General features: G+C 65.8%; 15 protein-coding genes. 8 read left to right on the forward strand and 7 right to left on the reverse strand.

What is annotated here, in order from left to right:
- Positions 1–95 precede the first annotated feature (95 nt).
- A complete protein-coding gene (locus tag D107_RS0106740) occupies positions 96–1,481 on the reverse strand; it encodes an NAD(P)/FAD-dependent oxidoreductase (RefSeq protein ID WP_018881081.1) in 1,386 nt (461 codons plus the stop codon).
- A gap of 368 nt (positions 1,482–1,849) precedes the next feature.
- On the opposite strand from D107_RS0106740, the gene D107_RS0106745 reads away from it, so the two are divergent.
- The 5 genes from D107_RS0106745 to D107_RS0106765 all read left to right on the forward strand — a co-directional run bounded on the left by D107_RS0106745 (position 1,850) and on the right by D107_RS0106765 (position 7,531).
- Positions 1,850–3,256, forward strand: a complete 1,407-nt coding sequence (locus tag D107_RS0106745; protein ID WP_018881082.1) for a cytochrome ubiquinol oxidase subunit I — start codon at positions 1,850–1,852, stop codon at positions 3,254–3,256.
- A gap of 3 nt (positions 3,257–3,259) precedes the next feature.
- The gene (gene cydB / locus D107_RS0106750; RefSeq protein WP_018144296.1) at positions 3,260–4,264 is read left to right on the forward strand and encodes a cytochrome d ubiquinol oxidase subunit II; all 1,005 of its coding nucleotides are present in this window, start codon (positions 3,260–3,262) and stop codon (positions 4,262–4,264) included.
- A gap of 150 nt (positions 4,265–4,414) precedes the next feature.
- A complete protein-coding gene (locus D107_RS0106755) occupies positions 4,415–5,896 on the forward strand; it encodes a sigma-54-dependent Fis family transcriptional regulator (protein ID WP_018881083.1) in 1,482 nt (493 codons plus the stop codon).
- Between the two features lie 173 nt (positions 5,897–6,069).
- Positions 6,070–6,726: a hypothetical protein gene (locus D107_RS0106760; protein WP_018881084.1), complete on the forward strand. Its 657-nt coding sequence runs from the start codon at positions 6,070–6,072 to the stop codon at positions 6,724–6,726.
- A gap of 178 nt (positions 6,727–6,904) precedes the next feature.
- Positions 6,905–7,531, forward strand: a complete 627-nt coding sequence (locus D107_RS0106765) for a peroxiredoxin (RefSeq protein ID WP_018866042.1) — start codon at positions 6,905–6,907, stop codon at positions 7,529–7,531.
- 237 nt (positions 7,532–7,768) lie between these two features.
- Here D107_RS0106765 and gloA read toward each other — a convergent pair whose 3' ends face one another.
- From gloA to trxB, 5 genes are all read right to left on the reverse strand, one after another.
- Positions 7,769–8,269 (reverse strand): lactoylglutathione lyase, encoded by a 501-nt coding sequence (gloA, locus tag D107_RS0106770; RefSeq protein ID WP_018881085.1) that lies wholly within the window; start codon positions 8,267–8,269, stop codon positions 7,769–7,771.
- Between the two features lie 403 nt (positions 8,270–8,672).
- Positions 8,673–9,347: a hypothetical protein gene (locus D107_RS0106775; protein ID WP_026280763.1), complete on the reverse strand. Its 675-nt coding sequence runs from the start codon at positions 9,345–9,347 to the stop codon at positions 8,673–8,675.
- A 358-nt stretch (positions 9,348–9,705) separates the two neighbouring features.
- Entirely contained in the window at positions 9,706–10,461 is a 756-nt protein-coding gene (gene aat, locus D107_RS0106780) for a leucyl/phenylalanyl-tRNA--protein transferase (protein ID WP_018881087.1), read from the reverse strand.
- Between the two features lie 348 nt (positions 10,462–10,809).
- On the reverse strand, positions 10,810–12,048 hold the full coding sequence (locus D107_RS0106785; RefSeq protein WP_018881088.1) for a GNAT family N-acetyltransferase: 1,239 nt from the start codon (positions 12,046–12,048) through the stop codon (positions 10,810–10,812).
- Between the two features lie 4 nt (positions 12,049–12,052).
- Entirely contained in the window at positions 12,053–13,168 is a 1,116-nt protein-coding gene (gene trxB / locus D107_RS0106790; RefSeq protein WP_026279182.1) for a thioredoxin-disulfide reductase, read from the reverse strand.
- Positions 13,169–13,696: 528 nt separating this feature from the next.
- Between trxB and D107_RS0106795 the strand changes: the two genes are divergently transcribed.
- Together D107_RS0106795 and D107_RS0106800 are read left to right on the forward strand one after the other, a co-directional pair.
- Positions 13,697–16,591 carry a ribonucleoside-diphosphate reductase subunit alpha gene (locus tag D107_RS0106795; protein WP_018881089.1) on the forward strand — a complete coding sequence of 965 codons (2,895 nt, stop codon included), beginning with the start codon at positions 13,697–13,699 and terminating at the stop codon, positions 16,589–16,591.
- A 109-nt stretch (positions 16,592–16,700) separates the two neighbouring features.
- Positions 16,701–17,939, forward strand: a complete 1,239-nt coding sequence (locus D107_RS0106800) for a ribonucleotide-diphosphate reductase subunit beta (RefSeq protein ID WP_018877654.1) — start codon at positions 16,701–16,703, stop codon at positions 17,937–17,939.
- 96 nt (positions 17,940–18,035) lie between these two features.
- On the opposite strand, the gene D107_RS0106805 is transcribed toward D107_RS0106800, so the two are convergent.
- Complete coding sequence (locus D107_RS0106805) at positions 18,036–18,548, reverse strand: hypothetical protein (protein ID WP_018881090.1); 513 nt, start codon at positions 18,546–18,548, stop codon at positions 18,036–18,038.
- Between the two features lie 171 nt (positions 18,549–18,719).
- On the opposite strand from D107_RS0106805, the gene D107_RS14035 reads away from it, so the two are divergent.
- Positions 18,720–19,247 (forward strand): hypothetical protein, encoded by a 528-nt coding sequence (locus D107_RS14035; protein WP_155988098.1) that lies wholly within the window; start codon positions 18,720–18,722, stop codon positions 19,245–19,247.
- Positions 19,248–19,276: the final 29 nt, after the last annotated feature.

Below are 19,276 nucleotides of genomic sequence, written 5' to 3' on the forward strand. Positions count from 1 at the left end.
TGGCGGTGTGGCCGTTGCCGTGCGCGCAGCCATGGCCCCGGCGCGGCACGGTGGTCCGGCGGCGGGGCGCCTGTTTCGCCCGGTTGCGGCATTGACTAGCGCAGGTAGCGCCCGCGCAGCATGTTGAAGTACAACGGCTTGATCATATGCACCTTCAGGCGCCACCACATCCAGCTGGGTTCCCCCTGGTCGAGGAAGCTGAAGGTCGGCACCTCCTGCAGGGTGTAATCGAATTCCACCAGTGCGGCCTTGCCCACTTCGGTGATCAGCGGGCAGGAGGTGTAGCCGTCGAACTGCCGCGACGGTTCGCGATCCTGGATCACGTCCACCAGGTTGTCCGGCATCACCGCGCCATGCGAGCGCACGGTGGAGGCGGTCTTGCCGATCGCGGTCGCGACGACGTCCCCGGCGCCGAAGATGTTCGGGTAATCCGTATGCTGCAGCGTGCGGTCATCCACCGCCAGCCAGCCTCCGGCCGCCAGAGGACCGTCCTCCACCGCCAGCCCGGCGTCACGCACAAAGTCGTGCGCGCGCATCGGCGGAGTCACGTGGAGATAGTCGTAGTCCACCGTCTCGCGCCCGCCGTCGCGGGTCTCGAACTGGGCCTGGCGGGCGTCGACATCCACCGCCACCAGGGCACCTCCGTCGTTCACGCTCACGCCGCGTTCTGCATACAGGTCGCGCACCATGCGGTCAAAGCGCTGCACGCTGAACAGGGTGTCCGACCCCGTGTGATAGTGGAAATCGGCCCCGGCGCGCTGACCGGCCGAGCGCAGCAGGTCATCGGCGATGAAGGTCGCCTTGATCGGCGCCCCGGCACACTTGATCGGCGTATTGGGGATGGTAAACCGCGCCACCCCGCCGTTCTCGCCGAACGCATGGACCTGTTCGTAGGCATCGCGTGCGGCCTCGGCGCTGGCGTACAGGCTGGTCAGGCCGGGACGCCCGATATCCTCGCGGCGCAACCCTTCGATGGCTTCAAAGTCCAGGTGCAGCCCGGTGGCGACCACCAGGAAGTCGTAGTCGAGCCGGTCGCCGTCGGTGGTCTCGACACGCTGCGATTCGGGATCGATGGCCGCCACCGCGGAGCGCACCCAGTCGACGCCGCGCGGGATATAGCGTTCATTGCGGCGCTGGACCTCGCCCACGGAATAAACGCCCGCGGCCACCAGGGTCCAGCCGGGCTGGTAATGATGGATCTCGCTGGGCTCGACGATGGTGATGCGTGCGCCGTCAAGCAGGTCGCGCAGGCGGGCGGCCATGGTCATGCCGGCGGCTCCGCCACCGAGCACCACGATGCGCGCCTGGCTGGAGACCGCCGCGCGGGCCGGGGCGGCCTGCACGCCAGTCGCCGACACCAGGCCGGCGGCACCGGCGATCTTCAGGAAATCGCGCCGGGACAGTCCTCGCAAGGTCTCCCGGGCCTGCCGGGCCAGGGCCTGGTCAATCTCGGGGTGCTTCGGGTCTTCGGGCTGATGCATGGCTCTCTCCGCGTATCCGTCTGCCGCTCCGGGGACCGGGCGGGCCAGTTCTGAGGGTCGCGCCGTCTGCCGGGCGCTTCGTGTGACGGAATGCTTACAAGTTGCATGCCAACACCGGCAGACCGCCCCGTCGGGGCCTGGGCGCCCGTGCTGGCGGTGACGGCCTGCCATAAATGGCAGTCACCTGTGGCCTGGCTGCCAAGAATGGCAGACCCGGGGCGGCATTGGCGGGCGTTGGCCAGGCGCCAAGGCACGGGCCAGTCGCCTGCAGCGCGCCGCCGGGGTCCGGACCGGAAGTCTGGCACGGTACTTGTTAGGGGTTCATCGATACGTCATCCCGGCGTGCCCCTGATAACGGAGGAAAGGCCATGGAGCTCGACCCCATACTACTCTCGCGAATCCAGTTCGCGTTCGTGGTTTCGTTTCACGCGATCTTCCCGGTGTTCACGATCGGGCTGGCTTCGTTTATCGCGTTTCTGGAATTTCGCGCCTGGAAGACCGGCGACACGCTCTATACCCAGATCTCGAAGTTCTGGATCAAGATCTTCGCGGTGGTGTTCGGCATGGGCGTGGTCTCCGGGCTGGTCATGTCGTTCCAGTTCGGCACCAACTGGAGCGCGTTCTCCTACGCCACGGCCAATTTCCTCGGGCCCGTGTTGTCCTACGAGGTGCTGACCGCGTTCTTCCTGGAGGCGGCCTTCCTCGGCGTGCTGCTGTTCGGGCGTGACCGGGTCCCGCAGGGCGTGCATCTGTTCTCCGCGCTGATGGTGGCGCTGGGCACGTTCATCTCGTCGTTCTGGATCCTGGTGGCCAACAGCTGGATGCAGACACCGGTCGGTTTCGAGCTGCAGGACGGTGTGTTCCACGTCACCTCCTGGATCACGGCGATCTTCAACCCGAGCTTCTGGCCGCGCTTCTTCCACATGGGCCTGGCCTCGCTGCTGACGGCGGGCTTCGTGGTCGCCGGGGTCTCGGCCTGGTACCTGCTGCGCCAGCGCGACGTGGTGATGAATCGCAAGGCCCTGGGCACCACCATGTGGGTGCTGCTGTTCGCGGCCCCCGCGCAGCTGGTGGTCGGCGATATTCATGGCCTTAACACCTTCGAGCATCAGCCGACCAAGGTGGCGGCGATGGAAGGCGTGTGGGAGACCGAGCGCGGTGCCCCGCTGCTGCTGTTCGCCATCCCCGACTCGGCCAACGAGACCAATCACTTCGAGATCGGTATCCCGAAGATGGCGAGCTTCATCCTGACCCACGAGCTGGATGGCGAGGTGCCGGGTCTGCTGGAGGTCCCCGCGGAGGAACGCCCGCCGGTGGGCATCACCTTCTGGTCGTTCCGCGTCATGGTCGCGATCGGCATGGTGATGATCCTGTTTGCGCTGGCCGGTGCCTGGCTGCGCTTCCGCCGCCGGATGTACGCCTCCCCGATGTTCCTCAGGGGACTGTCCTGGATGATCCCGGCGCCGTTCCTCGCGGTGGTCGCGGGCTGGTTCGTGACCGAGACCGGCCGCGCGCCCTGGCTGGTATACGGCGTGATGAACCACGCCGAGGGCATTACCCCGGCCCTGACCGGCGGCATGGCCCTGTTCACCCTGATCGGCTACGTCGCGGTCTACGCCGCGGTGTTCACCGGGGGGGTCTACTACCTGGTGCGCATCGTGCGCCAGGGCCCGGAACAGGCCGATGCCACGCATGCGCCGGCGCACGCCAAGCGCCCGCTGTCGGCCGCCGATACCTGGATCGATGACGCCGCGGTCAGCGGTGAAAGGAGCTAAGTCATGGAAACCACACTTGATATCACACTGATCTGGGTCGTCATCATCGCCGTGGGCGTGATCGCCTACGTGCTGATGGACGGGTTCGACCTCGGGGTGGGGATCCTCTTCCCCTTTGCCCCGGGGGAGACCTCGCGCGACGTGATGATGAACTCGGTCGCCCCGGTTTGGGACGGCAACGAGACTTGGCTGATCCTCGGCGGGGCCGGGCTGCTGGCCGCCTTCCCGCTGGTCTACTCGGTGTTCCTGCCGGCGCTCTATATCGGGGTATTCCTGATGCTGGCCGGGCTGATCTTCCGCGGTGTCGCCTTCGAGTTCCGCTTCAAGGCGCATCGCTCCAAGGGGCTGTGGAATGCTGCCTTTGCGATCGGCTCGGCGGTGGCGGCCTTCGCCCAGGGCGCGGTCGTGGGTGCCTACATCCAGGGCTTCGAGATGGACGGGTTCAGTTTCGCCGGCGGACCGCTGGACTGGCTGACGCCGTTCACCGTGCTCACCGGGATCGGACTGCTGGCGGGCTATGCCCTGCTGGGCGCCACCTGGCTGATCGTCAAGACCGAGGGTGATACTCAGGCCTTTGCCTATCGGGTGGCGCCGTGGATGCTGGCGGTCGTGCTGCTGGTGTTCGGCGCGGTGAGTCTCATCACGCCGTTTATCGATCCGAAGGTGATGGAACGCTGGATGGGGACCTGGCAGTACCTCTGGGTGCTCCCGGCGCTGGCGCTGTTCTCCGCCTGGGTGCTGATTCGTGCGGTGCGCCGCCGTGACGAGGGGATCCCGTTCGTCGCCACGATTGCCCTGTTCATCACCACCTATCTCGGGTTGCTGGTGAGCAAGTGGCCGTACGTGGTGCCGCCGGACTACACCTTCTGGGATGCGGCCTCCTCGCCGGATGCGCAGCTGTTCATCCTGGTGGGGGCGCTGTTCGTGATCCCGATCATCCTGGGTTACACCGCGTGGACCTACTGGGTCTTCCGCGGGAAGGTGACCCCGGAGACCGGCTATCACTAGGCGGGATCGCCCATCGGTTGTCACAGGGCCTTTCCGGAATGTCCGAGTCCGCCATTCAGGGCATCGAGCCACGCGTCTGCAGGAAGTCGGCGCCGTGGCACGACCCGAATGGCGGACCTTCCTCTCACGAGCTGCATAGGGGGTGATGGCATGCCGTTGAACATCGCTCGTCTGAACGTGTCTATCGGGCAGCGTGACGGCGTCGGTTCCGGTGTCGGATACGCCTTCCAGGACCCCTTTGTGCGAGGCGACGTGACGAGCATCCCGAAGAAGGAAACGGCACCCCTGGATCCCGATGCCGGGACCCTGCGTCAGGTGCTGGATGTATTCCGTGAACCGGCCATCCTGCTGTCCCCGGACTATCGCATCCTGGCGGCCAATGGCGCCTACCAGCGCATCTACGGGACCGACCGCGATGGCTCCGGCCGCACCTGCTTCGAGGCCTCGCACGGGTTCCGACGCCCCTGTGACGAGGCGGGGGAGTCCTGTCCCCTGCGGGCGGCCCTGGGCAGTGGTCACAGGGAGCGCGTGCTGCACGTGCATCACACCGAGGCCGGGCGCGAGCACGTGGACGTCGAGTTGCTGCCGATCCGGGGCGAGGGCGGGGAGATCCGCTACCTGATCGAACGGCTGCACCACCTGCCGGTATCGGCACCGCAGGCGGGCAGTGGCGGGCTGGTCGGTCGCTCGAAGGCCTTCAATGCCATGCTGGGGATGATCAGCCGGGTGGCGCCGAGCAATGCCTCGGCCCTTCTGCTCGGCGAGTCCGGCACGGGCAAGGAACTGATCGCACGCGCCATTCACGAAGCGAGCCCGCGGAAGAAATTGCCGTTCGTGCCCGTGGAATGCTCCGGCCTCACCGAAACCCTGTTCGAAAGCGAGCTGTTCGGCCATGAACGGGGGGCGTTTACCGGGGCGACCTCGGCCAAGGCCGGGCTGGTGGAGGCGGCGGCCGGCGGCACCCTGTTTCTCGACGAGGTGGGGGATATACCGCTAAGCCAGCAGGTCAAGCTGCTACGGCTGCTGGAGACCCACGCCTATCGCCGGGTCGGTGGTGTCGAGTCGCGGCGGGCGGATTTTCGCCTGGTCTGCGCGACCCACCGCGATCTCGAATCCATGGTCCGGGCCGGCGAATTCCGCGAGGACCTCTACTACCGTATCAACACCTTCCCGATCGAGGTGCCCCCGCTGCGCGCGCGGGCCGAGGATCTCCCGTTGCTGGTAGAAGCCCTCGGCGAGCGCCTGGATCTGGCCGTACCCCCGCGCCTCGAATACGAGGCCCTGAAAATCCTCAAGCAGTATTCCTTCCCCGGCAACGTGCGCGAGCTGCGCAACATCCTCGAGCGTGCGGCATTGCTGGCGGACGGCGAGGCGATCCGGCCGGAACATCTTCCGGATCGCGTGCGGGAAGGAGGGCAGTCCCCGAGCGGGGCGGAGACCGGCGGACTGGACGGATTGCTGCATCCGCAGTCACTGCGCCCGCTGGACGAGATCGAGCGCGAATACCTGCGGCACGCGGCTGCGGTGTACCCCGGGGACCGCCGGGCGCTGGCGAAGACCCTGGGGATCAGCGAGCGCAGCTTGTACCGGCGCCTGAGCCAGCTCGAGGACGACGCCAACGAGCGGGACTGAAATCGCCCGTCCGGGCGGGCTTGGTAACGCGCCCCGCCCGGCTTGAAGCGGCGTCCGCGGCCGCGGACGGACGCCCGGCACGGGCCCGTCACCAAGGATGGGGCTGCATGCATACCGCCAGACGAATCAGTAAATAGCGATAAACCGATACACCCGAAAGACTGGAGTCTCAGATGAAAAAGACCGCAATGACCCTCTCCCTGTCCGCCGCGCTGCTGGCCAGTCCGATGCTGGCCTCGGCCGAGCCGCTGTCGTTCGGCGAGCACCAGACCATCCGCTCGATGGCCAGTGCCGGCATCGGCCAGGCCATCGTGAACGAGATGGGGGCCGGTTCGATGGCCGTGATCAACAACCCGTCCGCGGTCTGCGGCGCCCTGGCCGGTGGGCTGGGTGCGTCGATGCTGTCGGCCGATCCGCAGGCCGGCTTCCGCATCGCCACCCTGCGCTCCGCTGACGACGCCGCGGCCGCGGTGCGCGTGACCGCGGACAAGGACGTGGCCTATCTCGCACTCGGGGGAAATCTCGCGCGTGACGAAAACGTTGCCCTGGCCCACGCCTATCTGCAGGAACTCGCGGCCTCCGAATGGGACGGCACCCTGGTGCTGCATATCTCCTCGTGGATGCAGAAGCAGGTCCAGGCCGTCGCGGAGGCAGACACGGCCGTGGCCGACTATCTTCAGGGGATCAACATGGTGGCGCTCCAGCCCGACCTGGATGCGGGTCAGGCGGTGATGCTGGGCGTGAACTTCGATGGCGACGGCTTCACGACCGAGGAGATGGGTCGTCAGGACATGCGTGAAGACCTGGTGGACTTGTTCCGTCGCATGTAGGCCCGTGGTGAGCGGGCTGGGGCAGGGGCCGTCTTGCCTGGCCCGCTTTAGTGAAAAACTATCGTTGCGTTAAGAAATAAGTAATTCACTATATTCGGGTCGACAGATAAAGTAAGACGTACATGGAGGCACGACCCCATGAACGACCCGATCAAACTTTCAAAGCAAGGAGTACATCATGGCACTGCGTTTGGGCGATACCGCACCGAATTTCCAGATTGACACCACCAAGGGCAAGATCGACTTCCACGAATGGATTGGCGACTCCTGGTGCTTCTTCTTCAGCCACCCGGCCGACTTCACCCCGGTGTGCACCACCGAGATGGGCCGTACCGCGCAGCTGGCCAAGCAGTTCGCGGACCGCAACACCAAGCCGCTCGGGCTGTCGACCGACACGGTCGAGGAGCACAACAAGTGGATCGAGGACGTCAACGACACCCAGAACACCACGTTGGAGTTCCCGATCGTCGCCGACGCCGACAAGAAGATTTCCGAGCTCTACGAGATGATCCACCCGGGCGAGAGCGAGACCGCCGCCGTGCGCTCGGTCTACATCATCGACCCGAACAAGAAGATCCGGCTGATGATGACCTACCCGATGTCGGTGGGCCGCAACTTCGACGAGATCCTGCGTGTGATCGACGCGTTGCAGACCGGTGACCAGCACGGCATCGCGACGCCGGCCGACTGGACCCCGGGTGCTCGCGTGATCATCCCGCCGACGGTCAGCAACGAGGACGCGCAGAAGAAGTTCCCGCAGGGCTTCGAGGAGATCCGCTCCTACCTGCGCTACACCCAGGTCTAAACGATCGGGCGACGATCGCACCGGCCGCTAACGCCGGAACGCTCTGGAGAGTGGAGGGCCCCGTAATGGGGCCCTTTTTATGTTCGGGTACAGCGCCCGCTGAGGTGAATCGCTGGCCTTTTCCGATGAGCCAGGGCTAGCCCCATCCCTGCAGGTGCGCGCTCGCGCGCGAAGCCCCCGCCAGCGCCGGTGGCGGGCACCACCTGGCGGCGCCACCCGCTCGGTTGGTGGTGGGGCCTACCGCCCCAGCCCCGTCAGACGGCTGGGTTCGAGGATCTCGATCCAGTAGCCGTCGAGGTCCTTCACGAAGGCGATGTCCTTCAGGCCGCCCTCGTCCGGGCGCTTCACGAACTCCACGTCATTCTGGTCGAACCAGCGTACGGCCGCGTCCAGATCCGGGACCGAAAAGCAGATGTGGCCGAAGCCCTGTGGCTCTTCGTTGCCGTCGTGGTAGTGGAAGTCGGCGTCCTTCTCGGTGCCGTAGTTATAGGTCAACTCCAGGATGCCGCGCTGGTTGAACATCCAGCGGGTGGCCTCGCCGGCGTCCTTGGGCGGCTGCGGTTCGTCCTCGCCGATCTGCGCCAGGAAGTAGAGCGTGAACTCGAACTCCGGGAAGTCCAGCGTCTTCACCAGCTGCATGCCGAACACGCGCTGGTAGAAGTCCAGCGCCTTCTGCGGATCCTTCACGCGCAGCATGGTGTGGTTGAAGCGAAAGCCGGCCGTGGGATTGTCGCTCATGGTGCGTCCTTGTAGTCCGTAAGAGGGTACTCCGGAGACTGGAACACGGCGGTGCGGGTTCCCTCAAGTGCCGCCGTCACGTGTTGAGATCGAGCGGTCGGGAACGCGACTCCCCCGTCACTGCGAGGAGGCGCCGCCGACGCGGCAGTCTGTCGGGTTGCCCCGACGTTGGAGGCTGCGGTGGGAAATCCCGGCGCTTCGCTGCGGCCGGGATGATGGACCACCAGACCCCGGTCGCATGCCTGGCCGCGCAGGAGCCTGCTTGCAGGCGAAGGGCTTGCGATGGACTCCGGCGCGGGCAGGGGCTTCGCGGGCGAGCCCGCTCCTACAAGGATCGTCGCCCCGGAAACCGCGCACCGGTAATTCCGGATCTACCGGTCGGGAGCCCGCGTCATCGACCGGGCTACCCGCGGCAGAAGGGCCAGACCTGATAGAAGCGGCGGCAGCGGAACTCGGATTCGCAGCTCGCCAGCTGGGACTCGTAGCGGTCGGCCCGCTGGGCGACCTGGCGCGCCGCGGAGCGCACCTGCGGCTTGTTCTGATAACTGCCACGGCTGTAGCCGCCCTGACCCTCGTGGTAGGCGAGGTAGAGGTGCTCCGCGTTGTGCAGCGGTACGCCGGTCATGCGCCGGGTGCGATCGTTGTACCAGCCGATGAAGTCGGTGGCGTGTTTCATGTGCGTGCGCCGCGCGAAGCGACTGCCGGCATCCTCCCGGTATTCGCCCCAGACCGGATCCTGCGCCTGGGCGTAGCCCCGCGCGGAGGATGGCCGGCTCCACGGGATGAAGCCCAGCAGCCGCTCGCGGTCGGGGCGCACGTGGCTGCGGAACGAGGACTCCTGCTGGATGAACGACATCTGCGTGGCGATGGGCGTGCCCCATTCGCGTTCGGAATCACGCGCGTAGTCGTACCAGCGTGGCTGCTCGCGGAAGATCTCGCAGATATTGCTCTGGTCCTGAGGTGGCGATGGCGCCAGCGTCGCACAGCCCGCCGTGATCACGGCCAGCGCCAGCAGCAGGCTCGCGCGCAGCCCGTTGAGCGCCATGGCTCGCGATTCCCCCTGATCTGCCTTGCCCACCCGAATCTCCCGCTCGGTTCACCTAATGGCCGGGAGTATAAAGCACCCGCAACGGGGGCCAAGGGTGCGCCGGCTGACGTGCCCGGTTTCGGAGGCTGCCCTGGCCCCTGCGGGCGCCTCGCAGTGTCGGGCATACGGGTTCCCGGTTGCTCCACCATCCCGTCATTGCGAGCGCCGCGAAGCAATCGCCCGACTCAGCCCCCGGCGCCGGAATACCCCCAGCAGACTGCCACGTCGGCTGCGCCTCCTCGCAGTGACGGGGGCGGGGGCGAGCGGGGAGGGAGCTCTGTGGAGGGAGCGGGGGGGTGTGGCAGTGGCCTGTGGGAGCGGGCTTGCCCGCGAAGCCCCTGCGCTGCTGTTATGCGGCGGTGTTCCAGCCGGGGTCGAGGGGGCTCAGGGTCGGGTCGGTGCGCCACGGGCCGGGTTCGACGGGTTCGTTCGCGATGTCGCGGATGCGGGCGATGAACTCGCGGCGGGGCAGGGTCACGGCCCCCAGGTTGAGAAGATGGGCGGTCTCCATCTGCACATCCACCAGCGGCCAGCCCCAGGCGACCAGGTGGCGGCTGAGCCAGGCGAGCGCGACCTTGGAGGCGTCGCGCTCGCGCGAGAACATGGACTCGCCGCAGAACAGCCGCCCCACGGCCACGCCATAGAGCCCGCCGATCAGGCGCGGACCGTCCCAGACCTCCACCGAGTGTGCGTGCCCCGTGCGGTGCAGGGCGATGTAGGCCTGCTGCATGCTGGCGGTGATCCACGTCCCGTCGGCGTAGTCGCGCGGCGCGGCGCAGGCCTCGATCACGGCCTCGAAGGCGCGATCGAAGCTGACCGTGTAGCCACGGTTTCGGATCGCCTTCTTCAGGCTGCGGTGCAGGCGGAAGTGACCCGGCTCCAGCACCGCGCGCGGGTCCGGGCTCCACCACAGGATCGGCTGCCCGGCCTCGAACCAGGGGAAGATCCCGGATCGGTAGGCATTCAGCAGACGTGGCACGGACAGATCGCCCCCGGCCGCGAGCAGGCCGTTCGGCTCGGCCAGGGCATGCGCCGGGTCCGGGAACGGGGCCTCCGGGTGCTCCGGGTCCAGCCAGGGCAGGGTGATCTGCGGGCTGGAGTTCATGGGGCGCTTCCGTGCATGACCCGAGATTGGAGGCCCGGGTTCTGTAGGAGCCTGCTTGCAGGCGAAGGGCCAGTGGCGGCGCCCCGCGCGGGCAGGGGCTTCGCGGGCGAGCCCGCTCCCACGAAGATCGTCTCTGCGGGGCGACCCGGGCCCCGGTTGTATGCCAAGCCTTGTAGGAGCCGAGCCCTCTCGGCGATTGCGGCATTGGCTACGCCCCATCGGCCAGAGGGCTGGCCTCCTACGGGTTGGGTCCGGCGTGCGGGGTGTTGTAGGAGCGCAGCCCCCTGCGCGATGGGGCGTGGGGGTGGCCCCCATCGGCCAGAGGGCTGGCCTCCTACAGGGGATGGTTCAGGCGCGAGGTGCATCGTTGGGTTGGACCTGCCGGTAGGGCGAGTGTTCGTGCAGGCGTTCGCAGTGGGCCTGCATCATCTGGGCCTCGCGTTCGCAGAAGTCGCGTACGGGCTGGTCGAAGCCCTCGGTCAGGATCATGTGGGCGGAGTAGGTGGGCGTGGGCAGGAAGCCGCGCGGGATCTTGTGTTCGCCCTGGGCGCCGGGCTCGAAGCGGGCCAGTCCTTCGTGGATGCAGAATTCGATGCCCTGGTAGTAGCAGGTCTCGAAGTGCAGGTCGGCCAACTCCTCGGTGCAGCCCCAGAAGCGCCCGTACAGGGTGTCGTGGCTGCGGTAGCAAAGGGCCGCGGCGATGGTCTCGTCGTCGCCCGCCGCGCCGGGTCGCCGGGCCTCGAACAGCACCACCTGATCGCCCAGCGCCGCAGCCGTCTCCACAAAAAAGGCCTCCGACAGCGTCGGGATGCCCATGTGCTTCTCGAAGGTGTCGACGTAGAAACGGTGGAAGCGCGCCCAGTCCTCGGGCGATCCGGTGGCCCCGGTCAGCGTGCGGAACTCGATGCCGGCCTCATTGACGCGGCGGCGTTCGCGCTTGATGTTCTTGCGCTTTTTCGAGCTTAGCGCGGCCAGGAAGTCGTCGAAGCTTGCGTAGTCCGCGTTGGTCCAGTGGTACTGGCAGCCCATGCGCTCGGCCAGCCCCATCTCGCGAGTCACGTCCAGGTCGTCCGCGTTCGGGAAAAGGATGTTCACACCCGAGGCGTTCAGTTCGCGCCCACGGGTGGCCAGGGCGCGCACGAGCAGCGTGCGCAGGTGATCGAAGTCCGGCGCCTCCGGGTGCACCAGCAGGCGTGGGCCGGTGGCGGGGGTGTAGGGCACGGAGACGACCAGCTTGGGGTAGTAGTTAAGCCCCTGGCGGTTCCACGCGCTCTCCCAGGCGAAGTCGAACACGAACTCGCCGTAGTTGTTGGTCTTGGCGTAGGCCGGCGCGGCCGCGACGAGCTGGTCGTCGCGGAAGATCAGCACGTGCTGCGGGAACCAGCCGAACTGGCGCCCCAGACACTCGTGGCGTTCCAGGCCCTCCAGGAAGGCGTGGCGCAGGAACGGCTCGGTGCCGCCGGTGAGGGCGTCCCAGGCGGCCGGGTCCACGTCGGCCAGGCCGTCGCGCAGTTCGACACGTTCGGGCGTGTCGCCCGAGTCGTTCTCCGGCGGGTGCGGTGCCTGGGTATCGCCCTCGGCGCTCACGTGATCAACCGAGCTTGTCCAGGTACTTCTCCGCGTCCAGTGCGGCCATGCAGCCGGTGCCGGCGGAGGTGACCGCCTGGCGGTAGACATGGTCCATCACGTCGCCGGCGGCAAACACACCCGGTACGGAGGTCGCGGTGGCGTTGCCTTCCAGGCCGCTTTGCACCTTGATGTAGCCGCCCTCCATGTCCAGCTGGCCCTGGAAGATGTCGGTGTTCGGCTTGTGGCCGATCGCGATGAACACGCCCATCACGTCGATGTCCTTCGTCTCGCCGCTCTGGGCGTGCTTCAGGCGGGCACCGGTCACGCCGGTCGCGTCGCCGAGGATCTCGTCCAGGGTGTGGTTCCACTCGATGGTGATGTTGCCGTTCTTTTCCTTCTCGAACAGCTTGTCCTGCAGGATCTTCTCCGCGCGCAGGGCATCGCGGCGGTGCACCAGCACCACCTCGGAGGCGATGTTGGACAGGTACAGGGCCTCTTCCACGGCGGTGTTGCCGCCGCCGATCACCGCGACCTTCTGGTTGCGGTAGAAGAAGCCGTCGCAGGTCGCGCAGGCGGAGACACCCTTGCCGGCGAAGGTGGTCTCGGACTCCAGCCCCAGGTACTGCGCGGAGGCCCCGGTGCAGATGATCAGGGCATCACAGGTGTATTCCCCGGAGTCGCCGATCAGGCGGTAGGGCTTGTCCTTCAGCTGCACCGTGTGGATGTGATCGAAGATCACCTCGGTGTCGAAACGCTCGGCATGCTTCTGCATGCGCTGCATCAGTTCGGGGCCCTGCACGCCCTCGTTGTCGCCCGGCCAGTTGTCCACGTCGGTGGTGGTCATCAGCTGGCCGCCCTGTTCCAGGCCGGTGATCACGACCGGGTTCAGGTTGGCGCGCGCGGCGTAGACCGCGGCGGTCCAGCCGGCCGGGCCGGAGCCCAGGATCAAGAGCGGGCAGTGGCGCGCTTCCTTGCCGCTGCCGCCCTTTTTCGGTTCGGACTCGGTGGCGCCGCCCAGCTGGACGGCGCCGGTGGCGGCCTGCACGGCCCCGGTGGCGCTGGCCATCTTCGGGGTCTCGGCCTGGGCCTTGCCGGATGCGTTCTTCTTGTCCTTCTTGGACTTCTTGGCGTCGCTCATGGCGCTCTCCATCTCGCAACAATGAATTCCGTGGCGGGGGCGGCGGGGCCGTCCCTGCAAGTGCTGCACACGATACCGGATCGTCGGGCGTGGGCCCGGGTTCCATGAATCGGGTAGCGGGATCCGGGGTGCGCCCACAGCTCGCGGGCCATCCCGGATCGGGGATCGATATGGCGGGGATTATTGGGAGGCCGGACGGCTTTGTCCAACGCGGTCACGGGCACCGGGGGAACGCCGCGCCGGCGGGAAGGGCGGGACGCATTTGGTTAATCGCGGTCGATAAAACATTTTCATGATCGCGCGGGCCGGATCGCGGGCCGGGCAGTCACTACATCGGCGTTTGGTGGATAACCCGGGCGCCCCTCCGGGAACGGCGGCAGGACGGGGAATCGCCGTTTTTATCCACAGCTTGCTCACGGGTTGTGCGCGGCTTGTTCTTTCGCGAACCACTATATCTAGTGGCTATGCAGTTCCGGATCCCCGATCTATAGTACTTCACGTTCGATCCAACACCAGCGCGAGGCCGTCATGAACAGCGAACCCTACACCGCCGAAGCCCCCGAGGGCACCCAGTACCCGCCGCAGGCCGAACCGTCGGCCGAGGTCCTGGCGACCAGCCCGGGCCAGCATCAGGTGATTCGCCGTAACGGCAAGGTCACGGGCTTCGATGCCTCCAAGATCGAGGTCGCGGTGACCAAGGCCTTCCTCGCGGTGGAGGGCGGCAATGCCGCGGCCAGCCGCCGCATCCACGAGGTGTCCAAGGAAGTGGCCGGGCAGGTGGTGGACAGCCTGTTCCGCCGCGCCGGCACCCAGGGCATGACGGTGCACATCGAGGATATCCAGGACCAGGTGGAACTGGCCCTGATGCGCGGCGGCCACCACAAGGTCGCGCGGGCCTATGTGATCTATCGCGAGCAGCAGGCGCAGAAGCGCGCCGCCGAGGCCGCCGAGCAGTCCCCGGAAGAGCAGGAGGCCGCCGCCAGCCTGAACGTGACCCGCGCCGACGGCACCCAGGCCCCGCTGGACGAGGCGCGCCTGCAGGCGGTCGTCGCCGAGGCCTGTGACGGCATCGAGCACGTGGACGGCCAGAAGATCCTGACCGAGGCGCGCCGCAACCTGTTCGACGGCGTCGCCGAGAAGGATGTGGCCACCGCGCTGGTGATGGCCGCCCGCGTGATGATCGAGAAGGAGCCGAACTACTCCGAGGTCACCGCGCGCCTGCTGATGGACGCCTTGCGCCGCGAGGCCCTGAGCTTCGTGCACGGTCGCCCGGAAGAGGCCACCCAGGCCCAGCTGGCCGAGCGCTACGCCGAGTACTTCGGTGCCTACATCCGCCGCGCCGCCGACCTGGAGCTGGTCGACAGCGAGCTGACCCGCTACGACCTCGACAAGCTGGGCGCGGCGATCAAGCCCGAGCGCGACCTGCAGTTCACCTATCTGGGCCTGCAGACCCTGTACGACCGCTACTTCATCCATTCTGACGGCACGCGCTTCGAGCTGCCGCAGGCGTTCTTCATGCGTGTGGCGATGGGCCTGGCGATCAACGAGATCGACCGCGAGGCGCGCGCGATCGAGTTCTACAACCTGCTGAGCTCGTTCGACTTCATGAGCTCCACGCCGACGCTGTTCAACTCCGGCACCCTGCGCCCGCAGCTCTCCAGCTGCTACCTGACCAGCGTGCCGGACGACCTGGACGGCATCTACAGCGCCATCCGCGACAACGCGCTGCTGTCCAAGTTTGCCGGCGGCCTGGGCAACGACTGGACCCGCGTGCGCGGCATGGGCGCCCACATCAAGGGCACCAACGGCAAGTCGCAGGGCGTGGTCCCGTTCCTGAAGGTGGCCAACGACACCGCCGTGGCGGTGAACCAGGGCGGCAAGCGCAAGGGCGCCGTGTGCGCCTACCTCGAGACCTGGCACATCGATGTCGAGGAGTTCATCGAGCTGCGCAAGAACACCGGCGACGACCGCCGCCGCACCCACGACATGAACAGCGCCAACTGGATCCCGGACCTGTTCATGAAGCGCGTGGCCGAAGACGGCGAGTGGACCCTGTTCTCCCCGAACGAGACCCCGGACCTGCACGACCTGGTCGGCGCCGAGTTCGAGAAGCGCTACTGCGAATACGAAGAGAAGGCCGCGCGCGGCGAGCTGCGCGTGCACAAGACCATGAAGGCCGTGGACCTGTGGCGGAAGATGCTCGGCATGCTGTTCGAGACCGGCCATCCGTGGATGACCTTCAAGGACCCGTGCAACCTGCGCAGCCCGCAGCAACACACCGGCGTGGTCCACAGCTCGAACCTGTGCACCGAGATCACCCTGAACACCTCGGATGACGAGATCGCGGTGTGCAACCTGGGCTCGATCAACCTGGCTGCGCATGTGAACGAGGCCGGCGAGCTCGACCTGCCCAAGCTCGAGCAGACCGTGAACACCGCCATGCGTATGCTCGACAACGTGATCGACTACAACTACTACTCCGTGCCGCAGGCGCGGCGCTCCAACCTGCGCCACCGCCCGGTCGGGCTGGGCGTCATGGGCTTCCAGGACGCGCTGTACAAGCTGCGCGTGCCGTATGCCTCCGAGGCGGCGGTGGAGTTTGCCGACACCTCCATGGAGGCGGTGTCCTACTACGCCATCAAGGCCTCGACCGACCTGGCCGAGGAACGCGGGCGCTACGAGAGCTTCCCCGGCAGCCTGTGGAGCCAGGGCATCCTGCCGATCGACTCCATCGACAAACTGGCCGAGACCCGCGACGACTACTTGCAGATGGACACCACCCAGCGCCTGGAGTGGGACAAGCTGCGCAAGCGGGTGAAGAAGGTCGGCATGCGCAACTCCAACACCATGGCGATCGCGCCGACCGCGACCATCTCGAACATCTGCGGGGTCAGCCAGTCGATCGAGCCGACCTACCAGAACCTGTTCGTCAAATCGAACCTGTCCGGCGAGTTCACCGTGATCAACCCGTACCTGGTGCGCGATCTGAAAGACCGCGAGCTGTGGGACGAGGTGATGGTCAACGACCTCAAGTACTACGACGGCTCCGTGCAGCCGCTGGACCGCGTGCCGGAGGACATCAAGGCCCTGTACGCCACCGCGTTCGAGCTGGACACCCGCTGGCTGGTCGAGGCCGCCTCGCGCCGGCAGAAGTGGATCGACCAGGCGCAGAGCCTGAACCTCTACATGGCCGAGCCCTCCGGGCCCAAGCTGGACGCCCTGTACAAGCTGGCCTGGGTGCGCGGCCTGAAGACGACCTACTACCTGCGCTCCATGGGCGCGACCCACGTGGAAAAGAGCACCGTGGCCGACTCCTCGCGCGCCAACAAGCTGAACGCCGTCTCCGGCGGCCAGCAGGCGGCCGAGCCGGAAGCACCCAAGGCCTGTTCGATCCTCGACCCGGACTGCGAGGCCTGCCAGTAAGGCGGCCCCGCCCACGGGCACCGAATACGCAGCACGCACTGATTACCACGCACTGAACAAAAGGCCCGGCCACCGCGCCGGGCCGCCACCGAAAACAAGAGGGGACACTATGCTTTCCTGGGACGATCCGATCGCAGCCATCAAAGGCGAAGGCCAGAAAGAACCCGCCGTCCGCCCCGGCATGGGCTTTCAGGAGAACGAAGCGCTGATGAGCACCGCCGGCGCCGCGCCCAGCGTCTCGCCGGACCCGGAAAACGCCGGCCAGCCGCTGGCCGAGCCGAACGAAGACGCCCTGACCGGCACCGGTCTGGAAGACCTGGAGATGGGTGCCGAGCGCATCCGCGTGGATGACAAGAAGATCATCAACTGCCACGCGGACCTCAACCAGCTCGTGCCCTTCAAGTACAAGTGGGCCTGGCAGAAGTACCTGGACGGCTGCGCCAACCACTGGATGCCGCAGGAAATCAACATGAACGCGGACATCGCCCTGTGGAAGGACCCGAATGGTCTGACCGAGGACGAGCGCACCATCGTCAAGCGCAACCTGGGTTTCTTCTCCACCGCCGACTCGCTGGTGGCGAACAACCTGGTGCTGGCCGTGTATCGCCACATCACCAACCCCGAGTGCCGCCAGTACCTGCTGCGCCAGGCCTTCGAGGAGGCGCTGCACACCCACGCCTACCAGTACTGCGTGGAATCCCTGGGCCTGGACGAGGGCGAGATCTTCAACATGTACCGCGAGGTGCCTTCCGTGGCCACCAAGGCCGAGTGGGCCCTGCCGTTCACCAAGCACCTGGCGGACCCGAACTTCCGCACCGGCACGCCGGAGGCGGACCAGAAGCTGCTGCGTGAACTGATCGCCTTCTACGTCGTGTTCGAGGGCATCTTCTTCTACGTCGGCTTCGTGCAGATCCTCTCCATGGGCCGGCGCAACAAGATGACCGGCGTGGCCGAGCAGTTCCAGTACATCCTGCGCGACGAGTCCATGCACATGAACTTCGGCATCGACGTGATCAACCAGATCAAGCTCGAAAACCCGCATCTGTGGACCGAAGACTTCAAGAACGAGATGCGCACCCTGATCAGCGACGCGGTGGAGCTGGAGGCGCAGTACGCGCGCGACACCATGCCGCGTGGCGTGCTCGGCATGAACGCGCAGATGTTCGAGGAATACCTGCACTTCATCGCCAACCGCCGCTGCGCCCAGATCGGCCTGGCCGAGCTGTACCCGGGGGCTGATAACCCGTTCCCGTGGATGAGCGAGGTGCTCGACCTGAAGAAGGAGAAGAACTTCTTCGAGACCCGGGTAACGGAATACCAGACCGGGGGCGCGCTGAGCTGGGACTGACCCGGCGAGGCCGAGACCCAACGAAGCGGAGCCAGGGAAATGGCCACGCAGCAACAGAAGAGGGCGCCGAAAGTCGGCGCCCTTTTTTGTGGAGACTCACGCCAGGTTCGAAGGCAACCGTACCGCCATACACCGTGTGCGAATGGCCGAGGCCAGCCGTGCAAAGAGATCAAGATGCTTGTGAATGAGCGGAGTAAAGCGCGTCTCGCCAACCCGTTGTGCGTAATCTTCCGGCGAAACCGGCGCAAACTCCCGTGCCGTCGTGGCATGTTGCGCCTCCAGCGTGCGCGCCGAATCCCGCCAGAACTCCCTGTCCGGCGGTGTCGCCCATTCTGGCTTCACGATGCTATACAGAATCCGTATAGCATCGACGGTCTGCCGGAACTGCCAGTCCTGAATCGACGACTTCTGCCCTTCGCCGGTCAGATACTGAGCGATGTCCTCCGCCCCGAGTTCCGCCAGGCGACGACCGGGATACGCCGCGATAAACCGTTCCGCCCGGACCACGTACCAGCGTACCGCCTTTGGCTTAACCCCTTGAGAAATCGCCACATTCCGGTATCGCTCCCAGAAACGGCGTTCCCTTTCGGCACGACTTCCTGTCGCCATCAGCCGACCTCCTTGTTTATCCATGATTCGGTCATGGGTATGCTGAAGGAACACCGGCTGCCAGAGCAAGGGACGGCGCCGCGAGAATCAGGTGCTATACAGATTCTGCATATCACAAAAATGACAGATTCTGTCTAATCTACTGTTAGACCTAAGAAATCGGGCGAGTACATGATCAAAGCCATCGAAACTAGATACAAAGGACACCGATTCAGATCGCGCCTAGAAGCTCGATGGGCGGTTTTCTTCGATGCTTCTGGAATAAAGTGGATCTACGAGAAAGAAGGGTTCTCAGTTAACGGAAAACCATATCTGCCTGATTTTTATCTTCCGGAGTTTGGCTATTTTGAAGTCAAGGGGCGATATGAGTACGACGATCAATTGATGCAGGAGTTTGCGAACGAAATTAGAGAACCGCTATTCGTTGCGTTTGAGGAAATACCTCTTCCCGAATCAGGAAGAGGCTACCTCAAAACATTCATACCACAGTCATACGCGCCAGAGGGCGAAATGATGTATTGGGGGTATGATGATATGTTCCTCGAATGTGATGAATGCGGAAAGATTTCTGTCCAAAACGCTGTCTATGACACAATCAAAGGCAACTGCTGCGAAGGCTCTAGAGAAATGTCTCTCGAGCACGCCTTAATGGAGGCGCGAGAGGCAAGGTTTGAGCATGGTGATAAGCCGAAGGTCTAAGACGGCGCTCCAGCCGACGTCAGGCCGCA

Source organism: Thioalkalivibrio sp. ALE30 (genome assembly GCF_000377465.1).
Lineage (GTDB): Bacteria > Pseudomonadota > Gammaproteobacteria > Ectothiorhodospirales > Ectothiorhodospiraceae > Thioalkalivibrio.